Origin of the sequence: uncultured Shimia sp. (assembly GCF_913054185.1) — a bacterium.
GTDB lineage: Bacteria > Pseudomonadota > Alphaproteobacteria > Rhodobacterales > Rhodobacteraceae > Shimia.
In genome coordinates this window covers 23,791-42,603 of the sequence record NZ_CAJXIV010000003.1, presented here as the reverse complement: position 1 = coordinate 42,603, position 18,813 = coordinate 23,791, and the positions used below count along the sequence as shown (strand labels likewise).

16 protein-coding genes and 1 riboswitch are annotated in these 18,813 nt (G+C 55.5%); of the genes, 12 read left to right on the top strand and 4 right to left on the bottom strand.

Going from position 1 to position 18,813, the window contains the following annotated elements; all coding sequences use genetic code 11:
- Nucleotides 1–44 precede the first annotated feature (44 nt).
- Genes QZ517_RS01250 through QZ517_RS01235 form a run of 4 tightly spaced genes read left to right on the top strand, consistent with a single transcriptional unit; the run spans nt 45 to nt 3,417 of the window.
- Nucleotides 45–719, top strand: coding sequence for a lysoplasmalogenase (locus QZ517_RS01250; RefSeq protein ID WP_294220802.1), 675 nt, complete (start codon nt 45–47; stop codon nt 717–719).
- A gap of 48 nt (nt 720–767) precedes the next feature.
- On the top strand, nt 768–1,853 hold the full coding sequence (gene ftsY / locus QZ517_RS01245; RefSeq protein WP_294220799.1) for a signal recognition particle-docking protein FtsY: 1,086 nt from the start codon (nt 768–770) through the stop codon (nt 1,851–1,853).
- A 28-nt stretch (nt 1,854–1,881) separates the two neighbouring features.
- Nucleotides 1,882–2,784 (top strand): DMT family transporter, encoded by a 903-nt coding sequence (locus tag QZ517_RS01240; RefSeq protein WP_294220796.1) that lies wholly within the window; start codon nt 1,882–1,884, stop codon nt 2,782–2,784.
- A gap of 12 nt (nt 2,785–2,796) precedes the next feature.
- Complete coding sequence (locus tag QZ517_RS01235; RefSeq protein WP_294220793.1) at nt 2,797–3,417, top strand: inner membrane-spanning protein YciB; 621 nt, start codon at nt 2,797–2,799, stop codon at nt 3,415–3,417.
- Nucleotides 3,418–3,485: 68 nt separating this feature from the next.
- Here the strand turns inward: QZ517_RS01235 and QZ517_RS01230 are convergent, their stop codons facing one another.
- Together QZ517_RS01230 and QZ517_RS01225 are read right to left on the bottom strand one after the other, a co-directional pair.
- Nucleotides 3,486–4,175, bottom strand: coding sequence for a glutathione binding-like protein (locus tag QZ517_RS01230; protein WP_294220790.1), 690 nt, complete (start codon nt 4,173–4,175; stop codon nt 3,486–3,488).
- Nucleotides 4,176–4,212: 37 nt separating this feature from the next.
- Nucleotides 4,213–5,124: an alpha/beta fold hydrolase gene (locus QZ517_RS01225; protein ID WP_294220787.1), complete on the bottom strand. Its 912-nt coding sequence runs from the start codon at nt 5,122–5,124 to the stop codon at nt 4,213–4,215.
- 119 nt (nt 5,125–5,243) lie between these two features.
- Nucleotides 5,244–5,321: riboswitch (SAM riboswitch) on the top strand.
- 64 nt (nt 5,322–5,385) lie between these two features.
- Between QZ517_RS01225 and metZ the strand changes: the two genes are divergently transcribed.
- The 4 genes from metZ to QZ517_RS01205 all read left to right on the top strand — a co-directional run bounded on the left by metZ (nt 5,386) and on the right by QZ517_RS01205 (nt 11,071).
- The gene (gene metZ, locus QZ517_RS01220; RefSeq protein ID WP_294220784.1) at nt 5,386–6,573 is read left to right on the top strand and encodes an O-succinylhomoserine sulfhydrylase; all 1,188 of its coding nucleotides are present in this window, start codon (nt 5,386–5,388) and stop codon (nt 6,571–6,573) included.
- Between the two features lie 181 nt (nt 6,574–6,754).
- Complete coding sequence (gene folE2 / locus QZ517_RS01215) at nt 6,755–7,855, top strand: GTP cyclohydrolase FolE2 (protein WP_294220781.1); 1,101 nt, start codon at nt 6,755–6,757, stop codon at nt 7,853–7,855.
- 127 nt (nt 7,856–7,982) lie between these two features.
- Nucleotides 7,983–9,431 carry a TrkH family potassium uptake protein gene (locus tag QZ517_RS01210; protein ID WP_294220778.1) on the top strand — a complete coding sequence of 483 codons (1,449 nt, stop codon included), beginning with the start codon at nt 7,983–7,985 and terminating at the stop codon, nt 9,429–9,431.
- Complete coding sequence (locus tag QZ517_RS01205) at nt 9,431–11,071, top strand: thiamine pyrophosphate-binding protein (RefSeq protein WP_294220773.1); 1,641 nt, start codon at nt 9,431–9,433, stop codon at nt 11,069–11,071. The genes QZ517_RS01210 and QZ517_RS01205 overlap by 1 nt, the downstream gene beginning before the upstream one ends.
- Before the next feature lie 74 nt (nt 11,072–11,145).
- On the opposite strand, the gene QZ517_RS01200 is transcribed toward QZ517_RS01205, so the two are convergent.
- Nucleotides 11,146–12,936, bottom strand: coding sequence for a serine protease (locus tag QZ517_RS01200; protein WP_294220770.1), 1,791 nt, complete (start codon nt 12,934–12,936; stop codon nt 11,146–11,148).
- A 165-nt stretch (nt 12,937–13,101) separates the two neighbouring features.
- Here QZ517_RS01200 and QZ517_RS01195 point away from each other — a divergent pair, with 165 nt between their 5' ends.
- Nucleotides 13,102–14,031, top strand: a complete 930-nt coding sequence (locus tag QZ517_RS01195; protein ID WP_294220767.1) for a glycine--tRNA ligase subunit alpha — start codon at nt 13,102–13,104, stop codon at nt 14,029–14,031.
- A gap of 5 nt (nt 14,032–14,036) precedes the next feature.
- Here QZ517_RS01195 and QZ517_RS01190 read toward each other — a convergent pair whose 3' ends face one another.
- Nucleotides 14,037–14,675: a MarC family protein gene (locus QZ517_RS01190; RefSeq protein ID WP_294220764.1), complete on the bottom strand. Its 639-nt coding sequence runs from the start codon at nt 14,673–14,675 to the stop codon at nt 14,037–14,039.
- A 107-nt stretch (nt 14,676–14,782) separates the two neighbouring features.
- Here QZ517_RS01190 and QZ517_RS01185 point away from each other — a divergent pair, with 107 nt between their 5' ends.
- The 3 genes from QZ517_RS01185 to glyS are packed head-to-tail and all read left to right on the top strand — an operon-like array spanning nt 14,783 to nt 18,762.
- Nucleotides 14,783–15,310 carry a DUF6446 family protein gene (locus QZ517_RS01185; protein ID WP_294220761.1) on the top strand — a complete coding sequence of 176 codons (528 nt, stop codon included), beginning with the start codon at nt 14,783–14,785 and terminating at the stop codon, nt 15,308–15,310.
- A 5-nt stretch (nt 15,311–15,315) separates the two neighbouring features.
- The gene (gene gltS, locus QZ517_RS01180) at nt 15,316–16,527 is read left to right on the top strand and encodes a sodium/glutamate symporter (RefSeq protein WP_294220759.1); all 1,212 of its coding nucleotides are present in this window, start codon (nt 15,316–15,318) and stop codon (nt 16,525–16,527) included.
- Nucleotides 16,528–16,536: 9 nt separating this feature from the next.
- The gene (gene glyS, locus QZ517_RS01175; RefSeq protein ID WP_294220756.1) at nt 16,537–18,762 is read left to right on the top strand and encodes a glycine--tRNA ligase subunit beta; all 2,226 of its coding nucleotides are present in this window, start codon (nt 16,537–16,539) and stop codon (nt 18,760–18,762) included.
- Nucleotides 18,763–18,813: the final 51 nt, after the last annotated feature.

The window sequence follows — 18,813 nt, the reverse complement described above, 5'->3', positions numbered from 1 at the left end:
GAGGCTTGCCACAATAGGGTGTTGGCAAAACACATGAGGCCGCCATGAGTATTGTTGAAGAAATTGCCCTGCGTCAGAGCATCCGCTTGGGACTGCTTGTGGTGGGGCTATTGGCGGCAGTAATTTATGCGGTGGCCTTCTGTCACCGCCCACCAAGCATTTGGAAGACGGTGATAAAGACCATCCCAATGCCGGCCTTTGCGGCGGCTGTGGCGGTGAGCTTTGGGTCCTGGGCGGTGGTGGTCGCACTGCTGTTGTCTGCGCTCGGGGATCTGGCGCTGTCGCGAGATGGTGAGAAAGCTTTTCTGGTTGGTTTGATTTCCTTTGCGGCGGCGCATGTGGCGTATGTTTTCTACTTTTGGGACATTGGCACCGGGCCGCTGGCGATACCTGTACTGTTGGTGGTCTTGGTGGTTTTCGCTTTGTCGACGGAGCGTTGGCTGAGCCCCTTTACCGGTAATCTGCGCTGGCCGGTCAGAGCCTATGTTGTGATTATCTGTGCCATGGGTGCGACGGCCTTTGGGCTGGCGGATCGCCCTTTGGCGATGGCTGGTGCCATCGCCTTTATGGCCTCTGATTCATTGCTGGCGATTCAGTTGTTTCGCATGAAGCCGGATGCGGCCCTGCAACGCATGGTGTCGATTGCCCTATGGGTGCTTTATGCCGGTGGGCAGTTTTTGATTGTGGCAGGTGTGGGGTGGGCGACCCCGCTCTTTTAAATCCCCCCAAATCAGACTAACTGGAAGCAAGCAGTTCCGGAGACCACTATGGCGTTTTTCTCAAAGCTCAAAGACAAGCTGTTCAAATCGTCGTCCAAACTGGACGAGGGGCTTGAGGCGATTGTCGAAGATGGTGGTGAAGAGTCTGAAGCCGCTGAGGCTGTAGAACCCCCTGCAGAGCAGTCTGCGCCCGCGCCAGTTGAAGCGGTTACGGCGCCTGTTGTGGAAGAGCCGGCACCTCAACAGCCAAGTCTACTGGGGCGTTTGACTGGGCAAAGCCAAAGCAGGCCTGTGGTTAAGCGGGTTCTGGATGACGACATGCTGGAGCAGCTCGAAGAGTTGCTGATTGCATCAGATATGGGCGTGGATACCGCGCTGCGCGTGACCGCCAATATTGCGGAGGGTCGATTGGGGCGGCGCGTGTCTACGCAAGAGATTAAAGACATTTTGGCTACGGAAGTGGCACGGATCATGGAGTCCGTGGCGCGTCCAATGCCACTTTATCCCTCCAAGCCGCAGGTTGTGCTGGTTGTGGGCGTGAACGGCTCAGGAAAAACCACCACCATTGGCAAGCTGGCGAGCCAGTTCCGGTCGGCAGGAAAATCCGTGGTGATTGCGGCTGGGGATACCTTTCGTGCGGCGGCGGTAGAGCAGCTTCAAGTTTGGGGCGAGCGGGCTGGTGTGCCAGTACTGACAGCGCCAGAGGGTTCTGACCCGGCGAGCTTGGCCTATGATGCGATGACGAAGGCGGAAGCTGAGGGTGCAGACCTGCTGATGATCGATACGGCCGGGCGGTTGCAGAACCGGCAGGATTTGATGGAAGAGTTGTCCAAAATTGTGCGGGTGATTCGCAAGAAAAACCCGGATGCGCCGCACAATACGTTGTTGGTGCTGGACGCCACCACTGGCCAAAACGCGATTAGCCAAGTTGAAACGTTTCAAAAGTTGGCGGATGTGTCTGGCTTGGTGATGACCAAACTTGACGGCACTGCAAAAGGCGGAATTCTTGTAAGCCTTGCGGACAAATTTGGCCTGCCGATCCATGCGATTGGAGTGGGTGAGCAGATTGATGATCTGCAACCGTTTGACCCGGAAGAGTTTGCAGCGGCCTTGATTGGCTTGGAGCAAGGGTGAGTTTGCGCCGTTCCTGTGAGGGCATGACGTGAGCGCCTGGCTGGTCTCCTTGGAGGGCACGGCGTCTGGTCAGCAACTGGCCTTAACATTGGCCTTGCTCGCAGCTTTTCTGCATGCGGTGTTTGGCGCGCTTCAGAAAGGGCGGCATGATCCCTGGCTAACTCGCGGCGCGATTGATTTCAGCTATGCAGCAATGGCTGCGCCGTTTGCGCTGTTTGTCGTGCCTTGGCCGGAGCCACATATGTGGCTGATTTTTGCGGGCGCGTTTGTGATCCACACCGGGTACAAGCTGCTGCAAAGTTGGGCCTACACCAAAGGTGCTTTCACCGTTGTCTACCCGGTGGTGCGCGGAGTGGGGCCGTTTTTTACGGTCATCGGCGCCTATCTGATTTTTGGCGAGACCTTTAGTGGCGTGCAGTGGTTTGGGGTGGCTGTGCTGATGGCTGGCATTTTGGGGCTGGCGGTTTACAATATGGTGTTCATGACTGACGGGCGCGAAACTCTGGTTGCGGCAATGGTTATTGCCGTGTTCACCGGCTTTTTTGTCGCGCTTTACACCACGTATGATGCCTACGGCATCCGCGCGACCGCAGATCCATTCACGTTCCTGGCGTGGTTCTTCTTGATTGATGGGCTGGTTTTCCCTGTGCTTGCAACATTGAAATATCGCTCCATGGTCACACCGCCTACGCTTGGGCCTCTGATGGCACGTGGGTTTATTGGTGGTCTTGTGGCCTTTGCGAGTTTTGGCTCAGTGATGCTGGCAACGCGGTTGGACAATGTTGGCGAGGCGGCTGTGTTGCGGGAAACGTCACCGGTGTTTGCAGCACTGATTGGCTGGTTGGTGCTAAAAGAGACCGTTGGGCCGCGCAGGATTGCCTTGATGGCATTGATTGCGCTGGGGGCTGTGATAGTGGAAGTGGGCAGGTAATAGGAACGCGACATGGCTGAGAATACTTCTGTTAAAAAGATCCATCCGATGCTCAAAATGGGCTTGGAGCTGGGACCGATTGTGGTGTTCTTTGTCGCCTATTTGCGGCTGCGGGACCAAACCATAGAGATCGGCGGCACAGCCTATGACGGATTTATTGTTGCCACCGCCGGCTTTATCCCACTTTTGATCCTGACCACGGGGATTTTGTGGAAGCTGACTGGGAAGCTCTCAAAGATGCAGGTGGCCACTTTGGTGCTGGTGGTCTTGTTTGGTGGTTTGTCGGTGTGGCTCAACGATGAGCGGTTCTTCAAGATGAAGCCGACGATGATCTACCTGTTGTTTGGCGGTGCGTTGGGTGTGGGACTGTTGCGTGGACAAAGCTATTTGAAGATCGTGATGGAAGAGATGATGCCTTTGAAAGAAGAGGGCTGGTTGTTGCTCACCAAACGGTTGACGGCGTTTTTCATCGGGCTTGCGGTGCTCAACGAAATTATCTGGCGCACCCAGAGCACGGACACCTGGGTGTATTTTAAGACCTTTGGTCTGACCGCGGCGGTGTTTGTCTTCTTTATGACCCAAGGCAAAATCTTTCAGGACTATGCTTTGGAAGAAGAGGCGGAAGAAGGCTAGGGGCTCTGCCCCCGGTGCCGCAAGCGGCGCCTCCCCCGAGGTACTTTTAGAATGAGAAAGCTGTGCCTTTAGGTGTTTGCGCCAAAGAGGTCTTGTTGCACCCATGTGTCGGACCGGTCGGCGCGCAGATCTGCGTGTAATGCGCGGCCACGCCGTAGAGCTGGGCGCTCCCACAGCGTTTTGAGCCAACGGGCCATTTGAGGTTTGTCCTCCAGAGTTTGCTCTTGGCCTTCCCACAAAGAGGCCCAGCCCCACGCCGCCATGTCTGCAATGGAGAAGAAATCACCAGCGAGATATTCATTTTTGGCCAGGCGGAGATCCAGCACACCATAGAGACGGGCAGCTTCATCGCGATAGCGCGCCTTGGCGTAGGCAATGTTTTCTGGCGCGTATTTCAGGAAGTGATGGGTTTGGCCAGCCATGGGGCCAAGTCCACCCATCTGCCACATCAGCCATTCCTCAACGGCGACTCGATCCTGCTCTGACGTGCCCACAAATTGTCCGGTCTTACGCGCGAGGTAGAGCAGGATGGCGCCACTTTCAAAAACCGTGATCGGGTTTCCGTCTGGTCCGTTCGGGTCGACAATTGCAGGCATCCGGTTGTTGGGGGCGATTTTTAAAAAGCCCTCCGTAAACTGATCACCTTTGCCGATGTTGATGAGATGGGTGTTGTACGGCAGGGCCATTTCCTCCAAGGCAATGGAAATCTTCCAGCCGTTGGGGGTGGGCCAATAGTAAAGGTCAATGGGGTGCGACATGTCCGGTCCTCAGAAAGTGACCGTTATGATGCCGGTTTCAAGCTGTGCTGCAAGTGGGACTGTTAAGGTTGGGACGCACTGCGCCCAAATAGGTGCGCGGGGTCAGCTGTGCCTGAAGTGTATGCAGTGGTAACGACGTGGGATTGCGCAATAAATTCGCGTAAAACGCCATGGCGCCGGGGCGTAGGTATGGGGACCAGTGGCAAAGCCAATGTGCGGGTGGATCAATGACGTGCCCAAGGGCTGCGAGCCGTTTCAGGCCGGGCTGGTCGTCCAGCCGAATGGTCAGCGCGTTTGGCGCGTCAAAGCCACGGCCGATTGAGCGATCGTGTGCACGGCTTCGGCCCAGAAGTTGCTCAAACAGGATATCGTAAAACGCGTTTTCGCCACTGACTACATTGAAGAGCTCTGCGCCATGCCCGGCGTCCGTGCGCAGGGCTGCGGCGGCGGATGGGCGAAAGACTGCGCCGTTCAATAGAATGATCCGACCTATGTCGCCCTTTGAGAGGCGATGCAGGGCTTGAAGCGCAACGTAGGCGCCCATTGAGTGGGCCACCAAATTCACGGGGCGGTTCGGTTCCTGCCTGCGGAGCTGTTGGACCAGAATCGCCAGCGCATGAGACGCGCGGATTGCAGAGCGCAGCGCTTGTTTCAGGGAGCCGCGCGCATTCCAACCAAAGGCAACCCCAACACCACTGTCGGGTTTTGGAGAAAGGTATCCGAGACGTTTGGGCCAACTCACAACTTTGGAACTGGAAGCATCTAGCGGCGCAAAGATATGCGCATGTGGGCATCGGCCAGGGTCATAAGGGCGGAATTTGTACCCATGCAACATGATGGTCACGGGGCCACTGGTGTCCAGTGCACGGTTGAGCACAGGTAATAGCGGGGCATCGGTACCGTGTAGTACCGGTCTGCGGTGTTCTGCGTTGATCCGAATGAGCGCCATTGCTGCTCCCCCCTTCACCTTCAGGCAGTGTCGCGCAAAAATGTGCAGATTGGGTAAAGCCGGCGTAACGCAGTATCGAATGGGCCTGTGTGTCTTGACGTATCGGGCGTTGCGGCGTACTTCGCCTGTGTGGCGATTTGTTACCGGATTGCGGGCCACGTTAAAAATGCCGCTAAAGAGGTCAGGACGAAGGAGCCCCTTCCGCTTGGCCGGAACGGGGCTTTTTATTTGGGTCAGTGAGAGTGACCCGGGAGAGATAATATGAGCGATTGGAACAAACGCACAAAGCTGGTGCATGGTGGGACGCGGCGCAGTCAATATAATGAGGTGAGTGAGGCCATTTTCCTTACCCAGGGTTTTGTCTACGAAAGTGCGGAACAGGCTGAGGCTCGCTTTATTGAGACTGGCGAAGATGAGTTTATCTACGCGCGTTACGGCAACCCCACTGTTGCGATGTTTGAAGAGCGGATTGCGGCGCTGGAAGGCGCAGAGGATGCCTTTGCCACAGCCAGCGGTATGGCGGCGGTGAGCGGCGCATTGACCTCGATGCTGAAAGCTGGCGATCACGTTGTGTCCGCTAAGGCGTTGTTTGGTTCCTGTATTTACGTATTGCAGGATGTTCTGGGTCGGTACGGTGTGGAAGTGACTTTTGTGGATGGCACGGAGCTCGCGGCCTGGAAGGCAGCGATGCGTCCGGACACCAAAGCGGTGTTCTTTGAAAGCATGTCCAATCCGACGTTGGAGGTGATCAATATCACTGCCGTGGCGCAAATTGCCCATGAGGTTGGCGCAACTGTGGTGGTGGACAATGTGTTTTCCACGCCAGTGTTTAGCGAAGCGATTTCGCAAGGTGCCGACGTTGTGATCTACTCGGCCACCAAACACATTGACGGTCAAGGTCGCGCGCTGGGCGGGGTTGTGCTTGGCACCAAAGACTTCATCCGTGGCACGCTTGAGCCCTACATGAAGCACACCGGCGGCAGCATGAGCCCGTTCAATGCCTGGGTGATGCTGAAAGGCCTTGAGACGATCGACTTGCGGGTGCGGGCACAAGCCGAGAGCGCTTTGGCAATTGCCGCGGCTTTGGAAGGCCATCCAGCGTTGGAGCGTACGATCTATCCGGGCTTGGAAAGTCACGCACAGGCCGCTTTAGTGACCAAGCAGCTTGGCGGCAAAGGTGGTACTGTGTTGTCTCTGGATATCAAGGGCGGGCGCGAAGCCGCGTTTAAGTTTTTGAATGCGCTGAAAATTGCCGTGATTTCCAACAACCTTGGCGATGCGAAGTCGATTGCGACGCATCCGGCAACCACAACACACCAGCGTCTGCCTGATGAAGTGAAAGTGGACCTGGGCATCACACCGGGATTGGTTCGGTTCTCAGTTGGGTTGGAAGACACCGACGATCTGATCGCAGATATTCAGCGGGCGGTTGAGGCTTCACACGCCTAAAGCCTGGGTTTGGCAGCAAGTGTACAATGAGGCGCCCGGCAACTTGGTCGGGCGCCTTTTGCGTCTCTCGCGACGAGTTTGATCTAGGGTGTCGTTTTTTGGTTATGGGTTAACGAAATTGGCATTTTATCGACGGGCACACTAAGTTAATCAGGCGACAGCAGGGAAAAGGCGCTTGGCCATGAATGTTCAGACTTCCAAGACCCAAACACAATTGACGCGGGAAGACGCTGAAGAGGCGTTGGAGCGGTTGCGTGCATGGGCACAGCAGGCGTCGGTGACTGAGATTGCCGAGTTGGATCCGGCGGTTGCGCGTTTGCTTCCAGATCAGCCGCTTGCGAATTACCCAGAGTTGTCGCGCCAGTACCCCGGGGATTTTGAGGCGACGCCAGAGTATCGGGCGACTTTGCCGGATTTGCAAAACGGCCCTGAGAGTCTGATCAAAGGCGAGAAGCAGCAAATCCAGCACGTCGGGATTTCGAACTTCCGCCTGCCGATCCGATTTCATACCCGGGACAATGGCGACATCGCGCTGGAAACCAGCGTGACAGGAACAGTGAGTTTAGAGGCCGACAAAAAGGGCATCAACATGTCCAGAATTATGCGGTCGTTTTACAAACACGCGGAGAAGACGTTTAGTTTTAGTGTGATGGAAGCCGCGTTGGCGGATTATATTACGGATTTGGAAAGCTTTGATGCCCGACTTCAAATGCGGTTTTCTTACCCGATGAAGATCAAATCCCTGCGCTCTGGGCTCGAAGGATATCAATACTACGACATAGCGTTGGAAAAGGTACAGCAAGGTGGCGCGACACACAAAATTATGCACTTGGATTACGTGTATTCGTCAACTTGTCCGTGTTCGTTGGAACTGAGCGAGCATGCACGCATATCTCGTCGCCAGTTGGCGACACCTCATTCGCAACGCTCCGTGGCGCGGATTTCGGTAGAGATAGTTGACCGTCCCCGTGTCTGGTTTGAAGACCTGATTGACCTGGCGCGGGAAGCCGTGCCCACTGAGACACAAGTCATGGTTAAGCGGGAAGATGAGCAGGCTTTTGCGGAGTTGAATGCAGCCAATCCAATTTTTGTGGAAGATGCGGCCCGGCTATTTTGTGAAAAGTTGAAGGCGGATCCGCGGATCGGGGATTTCCGCGTCATTGCGAGCCATCAGGAGAGCCTGCATAGTCATGACGCTGTGTCGGTTCTAACCGATGGCCCGTTGTTTGCCTCACAAAGTATCGATCCAAAACTGTTCACAACGCTGTTTCACGTTGGGTAACGCGGCACCGTAGCCTGTAAGCGTTGTATTGTTTACACACAAGAACAGAGGGTTAGGTAATGCGCGTTGACACCATGTCCGTCAAACGCGCTTGACAGCGGCTGGCGCAACCGCCAACCCTGCGCCCATGCTGGACTTACGACCCGTTGGATATGTGATCGGCCTTTTGGTGGCGATGTTGGGCGTGGCCATGTTTGTGCCCATGTGCGTTGATCTGTTGGATGGCACGGCCCATTGGGAAGCCTTTTTTGTTAGTGCTACCGTCACTTGCCTGTCCGGCGGCATGGTGGCCCTGTCCTGTCACAATGGACGGGGCGACGGCTTGTCCTTGCAGCAGACCTTTTTGCTGACCACTGGCGTCTGGCTTGCGCTTCCTATGTTTGGCGCCTTGCCATTTATGCTGGGTGCGACGGAAGCGCGGGTGGTGGATGCTTTTTTTGAAGCGATGAGCGGGCTGACCACCACTGGCTCCACAGTGTTTTCTGGATTGGATGAACTGCCGCGTGGGATGTTGTTGTGGCGCGGTCTGCTTCAATGGCTTGGTGGCATTGGTATCATTGTTGTCGCCATGGTGTTTTTGCCGGAATTGCGGGTTGGCGGCATGCAGATATTTCGTAGTGAGGGGTTTGATACCTTCGGGAAAATTCTTCCGCGTGCCACGGAAATCAGTAGCCGAATTTCGGTGATCTACATAACACTCACCGTGGCATGTGCTTTGGCCTATGTCATTACAGGCATGACCCCGTTTGATGCAGTGGTGCATGCGATGACCACCATCGCGACAGGTGGGTTTGCCAACTACGATTCTTCGTTTGGCGCCTTCTCCATTGGGACAGAATATGTTGCGGTGATCTTTATGCTGCTCGCGGCGCTGCCGTTTGTGCGGTTTGTTCAAATGACCGCGGGCAGTGCCAAACCTCTTCTGCAAGACACGCAGATCCGAGTGTTTTTTATGACCGTTGCCGTAATTGTGATTATGCTGACCAGCTGGCAGGTGCTGAGCAATGGGCTTGGCAGTGAGGCCGGCTTTCGCAAGGTGCTGTTTAACACCACCTCAATTGTGACGGGCACAGGCTACGCCAGCGCCGACTACATGCTGTGGGGTGGCTTTCCCGTTTCGGTACTGTTTTTTGCTGGACTGATTGGTGGTTGCGCAGGGTCGACGGCCTGTTCGATTAAAGTGTTCCGCTATCAGCTTCTGTTTGCCACGATCAAAACGCAAATCCTCAAAATTCAGCACCCAAGCGGCGTTTTTACACCAAGTTTCCAAGGGCGCAAAATTAACGATGACGTGTTGAATTCCGTTATGAGCTTCTTTGTGTTCTTCACGGTGACACTGGGTGGACTCGCAGTGATTTTGGGCATGACCGGGCTGGATTTCACAACATCGCTGTCCGGAGCGGCTGCCGCGCTTGCCAACATCGGTCCAGGGCTGGGTGACATCATCGGCCCTGCGGGAAATTTTGCGACGCTAAATGATGCGGCCAAATGGCTGTTGGCGGCGGGTATGCTGATCGGCCGGCTAGAGCTTTTGGCGGTCTATGTACTCTTTACGGTTCAATTCTGGAGGGCCTGATGGCGGCAATTGATCAGGAGATGCGTCCTTTGGGCGCGCAGATTTCTCACATGCTCAAAGCACGCGGCGTGGATGTCATTTTTGGTATTCCGGGTGTGCACAATGTGGAGTTGTATCGCGGCATTGAAGAGGCTGGGATCACCCATGTTTTGGCGCGTCACGAGCAAGGTGCGGGTTTCATGGCGGACGGCTATGCGCGGGCCAGCGGCAAGCCGGGGGTGGCTTATGTCATCACAGGACCGGGGGTGTGTAATATCATGACCCCGCTAGGGCAGGCCTATTCCGATAGTGTCTCGGTGCTGACGCTGGCGAGTTGTCTGGATGACCATGTTGGCCATCGTGGTCAGTTGCATCAGATGCGCGATCAACGTGCAGCAGCAGCAACCGTGTGTGATTGGGCAGAAGAAGCGCGTAGCGAAAGTGCAGCCTATGGTCTGATCGATAGGGCTTTTGTGGAGTTCAGCACAAAGCGGCAGAGATCGAAGTACATTCAGGTGCCGATTGCCTTGTTGGGAAGCCTGGCAAATGACGCGCCAAAAAAGGCACCGGGGGACCACGCCAGCAGCGGAGGGCAGCAGGTGCCTGTGTCATTGGGTGGCTTTGAGCAGGCTTTGGCGGACGCCGAAAGGCCGTTGTTTGTTTTTGGCGGCGGACTTGTTCAAAACGGGGCGCCAGCCGATCTGACACCAATTGAAATTCTCGTGCGTGATCTGGTACGGCGCAGTGGTGCGGCTGCCTTCATGACCTATGCCGGATGCGGGCTGTTAAGTGCGGAAGAGTCGCTGAGTTTTGGCACGTATTTGGGACGTGCCGAAAGCAAACGCATTATTGGCGAATCGGATTTGGTCATAGTGATTGGGTCAGAACTCTCTGAATGTGACTTGTGGCGTGATGAGTTGGGCCACAAAGGTATGATGGTTCGGGTCGATATTGATGCTGAAGTTTTGGCAGATCGTCATCGTGCGGATATCACCTTCCACTGCGAAGGGCGTGCATTTGTGGAGACCATACTGGCAGCATTGCCGGCGGAAATCGCGGAGCCAAGGTGGAGCGCAAGGGACATCGCAGCTGCCAAATTACGCTTCCGTGCGGAGACCGATGCGGAGCGTCCAGGTATTGTGGGCATTTGCGACGTACTCGCAGAGGTGATGCCGGATGATGCGATGATCTATTCGGACATGACGCAATTTGCCTATGTCGCCAAAGAGGTGTGGGAGATGTCCCGCCCCGGGCACTGGCACCATCCCAGTGGGTTTGGCACGCTGGGCTATGCGCTGCCCGCCTCGATTGGTGGCGCAATGGCACGGTTGGGGAAGCCAACGGTGTGCATCGCTGGCGACTATGGCTTTCAATACTCGGTGCAGGAGTTGGGCGCTGCAGTGGAGATGAAACTGCCAATCCCGATTCTGCTGTGGGACAATCACAAGCTCAAAGAGATCGAAGATAGCATGGTTGCAAGCCAGATCGCGCCCAATGCCGTGGTCGCCGTGAACCCGGATTTCTGTAAGCTTGCGGAGAGTTATGGTTGCTTGGCGACGGAACCAAAGACTTCAGAGGAATTACAAACTGCGGTGACACAGGCGTTCGGCGCGGATCGCCCGACGTTAATCCGGATGACCGCTGCGCTGTCAGCATCCTAGGAATATCATCGGTCACAATTGAAAAGGGCGACTCTGTAAAGAGCCGCCCTTTGTTGTTTTCATTGAGGTGGCGGCTACCAGCAGCTCACCAGCACAGTCATGTCACTGGCCTGTTTGGTCAGATCTTCGGGCGCCATGGACGCGCCATTGGACGACAGATCGGCCTGAATACCTTCCTGCGCCAGTAGCGTGCGGATGGCGTCGCTGTTCACGGCAAAGTTCACTTCTTCTGGCAGTTGCTGCGCAGACTGTGCGTCGCGTGGCAACAGCATGCCGAATACGGAACCGCCCGCGTCAAACACAGGGCCACCCCAGTCACCTGGCTGCACGTTGAGCGCTAGGCGGGTGAGCTCTTGTTCTCCACGCAGGCCTTTTACGTCGGCGAGTTGGCCAAACGTCAGGGTTGGGGCGCCAAGCGCGCCTTCGTAGGAATAGCCTGCAACAGCCACTTCTGATTGGATGCGCGGCGCACCTTCACGCAGCGTGGCCACGTCGATTGGGGCCAGCGAAGAAGTTGGGCTCAGGATTGCAATACCAAGCGCCTCGTCGATGACAGCAACCTGCGCGTCATAGTCTTCTTCAATGGTTACTTTGGTGCAGTTCTGCACGGCCTCGGCTGTGGTCACAACGTGGCCCTTGCGATCAATGAAGAAGCCGGAGCGGGACTGCTTGGGCTTGCGCACCTGCAGGCCGGAGATCAGGTCGATGTTCTGTGCCGTGTCATCTCCGGCGGCTGGATCCAGCACACCGCCAATGCGGGTGAAGCTGGCTTTCATCTCGCCAAGAATGCGGGTGCGGCGCTCTTCGTCACCTGCGGGCCAAACCAAAGTGAAGCCTTTGATGTGGCCATCTTTCAGAGAAACCTCTGTGTGGCTGACGGTGTTGGCGTTTTGACCGGTAAGCACGAAACTAGACTTCTTGCGTTCGCGTGGACCGTCCAGCGGGACAATCTCCAGCGTCTGCATAATGTCGTAAAGTCCAAACAGCGTGTTTTGATCGCCTTCCTGGCTGATCAGTAGGACCTGAGCAGGAATGTTGCCTGCCGCTTCATATTGCACGAAGGGATACTCGGAGGTGGTTTTTTGCACCGCGCCCATTGGCACAATCATCTCAATGCCTGCATCCAGATCGCTGACCAATTGCAGGTTCATGCCCTTGAGCACAGCAAAGTATTGTTGGCGCAGGGTGTCGCGCTGCAGTGTGGTCATCACGCCAGTTACGTCAAAACCGTTGTCGGCCTGCCAGTTGGACATGGAGGCGCGGGTGCCACGCCCATATGAGCCATCGATGGCGGAATTGTAGTAGCCTGCCCACTTCAGCCACTCTTGCAGGAATTTCTTTTCGTCACGGGACAGAGCGGCTTCACTGGCGCGGGCTTCGCGGACAGTTTCATCCGGCTGCTGAGGAACCACTGGGGCCACTTCCGGTTCCGGCTCAGCTGGTGTTTCCACAATCACAACTTGCGTGTCTTGTGTCACATTTTGCACCGATTGCTGGCCAGAAAGCGCAGCTTGCGGGTTGTTCAACTGGTTGGCACCTACAGGCCAGAACTGGCTGCGGTACTCACGCGCAGTGGCCAAATAGGCATCCACAGGAATTACACCCTCGGCGCGATAAACGCGCAAAACGTTTTCCGCATCTGCGCGAAGGTAGGGGCCAAGTGCGACGGCATACCAGCCGCCACCAAGGGTAAAGCCGTTTACATCATCCATACGTTGGGCATAGGAGCGGATGTTTTCGCTGGCTTGCGTCAAGCTGGGTTGGGCTTCGAGCTGTACCCAAACGATGTCATCTGAGGATTGAGCAATGGCGGAGGTGACACTGAAAAGCAGTGCCACAAAAAGCGACAGAATAGTGCGCAGCATGTTGGTGGTAGTCCCTGAAACGCGTGACAATTGTTAATTAGAGGCTCTTCTATCAGGTTCGGCGCAGCTTGCACTCATAATTTGGTGAACTCTGGCTTTGTCGCCATGTTGACCCCGTGCAAGCTTGCGCATAAGCAAGACCCGCGTTTGGAAAGGGCTTTCACCATGGCACATAACGACAGCAAACCACGTAGCTTCCAAGAGATCATTTTGCGGCTCCAGAATTACTGGGCCGAAAAGGGCTGCGCAGTGTTGCAGCCTTACGACATGGAAGTGGGCGCTGGTACCTTTCATCCGGCGACAACTTTGCGGTCGCTGGGCAGCAAGTCCTGGGCGGCGGCCTATGTACAACCGTCGCGTCGTCCCACTGATGGCCGCTACGGCGAAAATCCAAACCGGTTGCAGCACTACTACCAGTATCAGGTGCTGATCAAACCAAGCCCACCCAACCTTCAAGAGCTGTATCTCGGCTCGCTTGAAGCAATTGGTGTCGATATGGAAACGCACGACATTCGTTTTGTTGAGGACGACTGGGAAAGCCCGACGCTTGGCGCGTGGGGCCTTGGCTGGGAGGTTTGGTGTGACGGCATGGAAGTCAGTCAGTTTACTTATTTCCAGCAGGTTGGCGGCCACGACTGTCACCCGGTGTCGGGCGAGTTGACCTATGGTCTGGAGCGTCTGGCAATGTATGTGCTGGGCGTCGATCACGTGATGGACATGCCGTACAACAATCCACAATCTGAGGTTGCCCTGACCTATGGCGATGTGTTCAAGCAAACTGAGCAGGAATACAGCCGCTGGAACTTCGATGTGGCCAACACGGACGTACTGCTGAAGCAGTTCGAAGAGGCTGAGGCAGAGTGTGAGAAAGTTCTCGCGCAGGAGCACGTCGATCCGAAAACTGGCAAGCGCATCATCATGGTTCACCCTGCTTATGATCAGTGCATTAAGGCGTCCCACCTTTTTAATCTGTTGGACGCGCGCGGCGTGATTTCCGTGACCGAACGACAGGCCTATATTGGCCGCGTGCGCGCGCTTTCAAAGCAATGCGCCGATGCGTTTGTGCAGACAGAGGCCGGTGGCTACGCGGCGTGAGCCAATTAGGCCAAACCTGGTAGCAAGACTTTAGCGCCGTCGGCCACCATACCGACGGCGATTGCAATCAGCACCATTCCCATCAGGCGCGTCATGATGGTGCGGGCTGTGTTGCTCAAGTAGCGACCAATGTTGCCGGCAAAGTAAAACACAACGGCGATCATCAGTAGCACCAACAGGACACAGCCTGAATAAATCGCCCAGTCAGAGGGTTGTTTCACTTGTTGCGCATAAAGGATCAGCGTGGTGATCGTTCCCGGTCCAACCAGCATGGGAAAAGTCATCGGGTAAAAAGCTATGCTGTCCGCGTCAGCTTTTTGCATGACTTCGCGCTCGCGTTCGGTGCCGTGGTGGGCCGTGCTGCGCCGTCCGTTGAGCATGACAAAGCCAATTTGCACCAGAACCATGCCACCCGCTACGCGGAACGCATCAACCGAGACGCCAAAAAAAGTAAGGATTGCGGTGCCAGAAATTGCGATGATCACACAGGACACAGCGGTGTAGGTGAGGATTTTGGTGGCTGCGCTGCGTTGCTCGGATTGGTGCAGGTCTTCCGTCAGGCCAAGGAACACCGGCAAGTTGATGAAGGGGTTCATAACGGCAAATAGGGCACCAAACATGGCGATGGCAAAGCTTTCGGACATGTATACCCCTTTGAAGGTCGTGCAAAATCGCTTAGATCAGCGCCAACAGTGCCGTGGTCTTACCCACCACGCAATAGAAACAATACCCGTTGGGGGAAGGTAAGAGCATGACAGGAAAACTATTTGGAGGGCTTATTGTGCTGACAGCTTTGGTTGGTGGCGTCGCCATGTATTGGTTGCAAGTCTATGGGTATTACGATGCCGTGCCCGCATCGGATATGCAGGATGACGTGCAATTGACCCTTTTGGTAAATGGTCAAGCCGAGCCCATTCTGTATGAGGACTTTGAAGCCATCGACAGCGAGAGCTCTCCTATTCGCTATCGTGCGTGTTTCACCACCTCGATGAGCGAAGCCCTGCTGACCGAAACCTACGAGATGCTGGAGAAAGCTGAGCCGCGCAATGCACCGAAGTGGTTTGAGTGCTTCGATGCCAAGGAGATCGGGAAGTCGCTGGAAAACGGCAAGGCACTGGCGTTTTTGGGTGAAAAAGACGTGTTGTATGGGATTGACCGCATTGTTGCGATCCTGCCGGATGGGCGCGGGTTTGCTTGGAATGAAATCAACTCCTGCGGCGAGATTGCTTTTGACGGCAAGCGTTTGCCCGCGCATTGTCCTCCTCGACCAACGGAGTGAGCTTTATGGATCAGGTGTTTGTTGTCCCGGAAATGATCACGGCAACCTTAGGGTTCGCGGTGTTTTTGTTGGGTGCGCGCCTGACGCGAAAAGTTGCTTTCTTGCGGGAGTTCAATATTCCTGAGCCAGTCACAGGGGGGCTGATCGCGGCCGCGATTTTCGCGATCTTTACCGCCGTGTCCGGCGTGGGGTTGAGCTTCGAGACGGCTGCGCGCGACTACTTTCTTGTTGTGTTCTTTGCAGGCATTGGCTTGAACGCGCGATTGTCCGACTTGTTGTCTGGCGGAAAAATCCTTGTGCTGCTGTTGGTGCTGACACTGGGTACGATCATTGTGCAAAACGTAGTGGGCATTGCAGGGGCCACCATGTTTGGGTTGCCTGCGCAATCGGGGGTTTTGTTTGGCTCAGCAGCCTTGATTGGTGGGCATGGGACAGCCATCGCATGGGCGCCAAATGTTGCTTCCGCGACGGGTTTGAACAGTTCTGCGGAGCTTGGCGTTGCAATGGCAACTCTTGGATTGATTGCAGCGTCTTTGGTGGGCGGACCAATCGCCAAGTTGCTGGTTGGCCGACACAGGTTGAAGTCGACCCATGAAGGGGAAGGCGATGTGGTGGGGGTGTCTTTTGAGGAAGAAAGTAATGCAACCGAGATCAGCCATGTGACTCTGATGCGGGTGATGTTGTCGCTTCATGTCGCGATCATCCTAGGCTACGTCTTACATGAGGTGCTTGAGGAAATTGGCCTGATGCTTCCGCTGTTCGTGCCGTGTTTAATTGTCGGTATTATCCTCGGTAATGCGCGCATGTTACTTGCCCCTAAAGCGCCTCCAGTGGCGCGCACGCCAACACTGGCAGTGCTCTCCGAATTTGCATTGGGTGTGTTTTTGGCGATTTCCTTGATGACGCTGGATTTTTCCACATTGAGTGGCGCCGGTTTGGCGATTATGGCCACGGTGGGAGCACAAACGCTCATCACTGTGGTTCTCGTCATTTTTGTCTTATTCCCAATTTTGGGACGTAACTACGACGCGGCTGTTCTCGCTTCGGGATTTGCCGGGTTTTCACTTGGCGCGACCCCCACGGCCATTGCCAATATGACAGCTGTGACCAAACGATACGGTCCTGCGCCGATTGCTTTTGTCGTTTTGCCCTTGGTTTCAGCCTTTTTTGTCGATATCGCGAACGCGATTGTTATCCAATCCATCGTGAACTTCTAAGGACCCGTCATGCCTGATCTGTTGATCGAACTTTTCTCCGAAGAAATTCCCGCGCGTATGCAGGCGCGGGCTGCTGCTGATCTCAAGAAAAAGGTCACGGATGGTTTGGTTGACGCCGGTCTGACCTATGCCCATGCGCGAGCCCTTTCCACGCCGCGCCGTTTGACGTTGGCGATCGAAGGCCTGTTGGCGGAGAGCCCAACGGTGAAGGAGGAGCGTAAGGGGCCAAAGGTTGGCGCGCCTGATAAAGCCATCGAAGGTTTCTTGCGGGGCGCTGGTGTATCCCGCGATGATTTGGAAGAGCGCGACACGCCAAAAGGGGCGGTTTACTTTGCGAGCATCACCAAGTCCGGTCGCCCGGCGGCGGACATCGTCTCGGAAGTATTGGAAGACGCCATTCGCAACTTTCCATGGCCTAAGTCGATGCGCTGGGGCACAGGGAGCCTGCGTTGGGTCCGTCCATTGCACTCCATCCTGTGTGTTCTGAGCGCGGAAGATGGGCACGCGATTGTGCCACTTGATATTGATGGCATCAAAGCGGGTGATACCACAGAAGGTCACCGGTTTATGGGCAGCGGTCGTTTCACCGTACATGGGTTTGAGGACTATGAGGTCAAACTCAAACGAGATCATGTGATCCTGAATGCCGAAGAACGCGCTGAGACCATCTGGAATGACGCGACCAACATGGCGTTTGCGCAAAGTTTGGAGCTTGTCGAAGATCAGGGATTGCTTGCGGAAGTGGCTGGGCTGGTTGAATGGCCGGTTGTGCTGATGGGCGACATTGCTGAGGATTTCCTTGGCCTGCCACCTGAGGTTCTGCAGACCTCGATGAAAGAGCATCAGAAATTTTTCTCGGTGAGGAACCCCAAAACCGGTCGCATTGAGAAGTTTGTGACCGTGGCCAACCGCGAAACCAAAGACAACGGCGAGACCATTCTGGCCGGAAACCAGAAGGTGCTGTTTGCGCGCCTGTCGGACGCAAAGTTCTTCTGGGAGAACGACATTCGCGTGGCCTCTTCCGGGGCGGAGGCATGGCTCGACAGCTTGAACAACGTGACCTTTCACAACAAGCTGGGCAGCCAAGGTGATCGCATCGCGCGCATCGCGGCCCTGGCCAGCGAAGTGGCACCTGTGACCGGAGCCTCCTTTGGCGAAGCGGATAAAGCTGCACGTTGGGCCAAGGCGGATCTCAGCTCCGAGATGGTCTACGAGTTTCCGGAACTGCAAGGCCTGATGGGGCGTTACTACGGAGAAGCTGCAGGTCATTCCGCAGCAGTGGCAGCAGCAGCGGAAGAGCATTATTCGCCGCTTGGACCATCCGATGATGTGCCAACTGCGCCGGTGTCAGTGGCGGTTGCCATAGCGGACAAGCTTGATACGCTGACCGGTTTCTGGGCGATTGATGAAAAGCCAACCGGCTCCAAGGATCCGTTTGCGCTGCGTCGCGCCGCGTTGGGTGTGATCCGATTGGTGCTGGAAAACAACTTGCGCCTTTCGCTGGATGCGCATTTTGATCGTCAGCTGTTGCGTCACAAGGCGCATGAAACACAAGACGACAAACTGGCGGCGGTTCTGGCCAAAGATTTGGAGCAGGAGATCGCGGAGCATGGTGTGCTGGGTGCCGTTGTGCACACTGTAAAAGCAGCCATTGACGGTGATCTACCAAAGCACATTGAAGCACTGCGGGAGACCCTGCCGGATACATCTGCGGATCTGCTGTCGTTCTTCCATGATCGTTTGAAAGTTTACCTTAAAGATCAAGGCATTCGACACGATGTGATCGACGCATGTATTGCCATGCCGGGCAACGATGATCTTGCGCTGCTGGTCGCACGAGCCAAAGCATTGCAGGACTTTGTTGGCACCGAAGATGGTGAGAACCTGCTGCAAGGTTTCAAGCGGGCCAACAATATTTTGAGCCAAGCCGAAGAAAAAGATGGCGTGGAGTACTCCTATGGCGCGGATGTGAAATTTGCCGAGGACGACAGCGAAAAGGCATTGTTTGCGGCGCTGAATACTGCGGAAGAGGCAATTGCGTCGGCCCTTAAAGCAGAAGACTTCGCCTCGGCGATGGGAACTATGGCCACGCTACGTGCGCCAATTGATGCGTTCTTTGAAGCCGTGCAAGTGAACAGCGACAATGACATTGTGCGCCGCAATCGCCTGAACCTGCTGTCGCGCATCCGCGTGATTTGTTTGCAAGCCGCAGATCTCACCCGCGTCGAAGGCTAACAACCTCAAAATTGTCGCGGCGGAACAGCAAAGGCTTGTTTCGCCGCGACG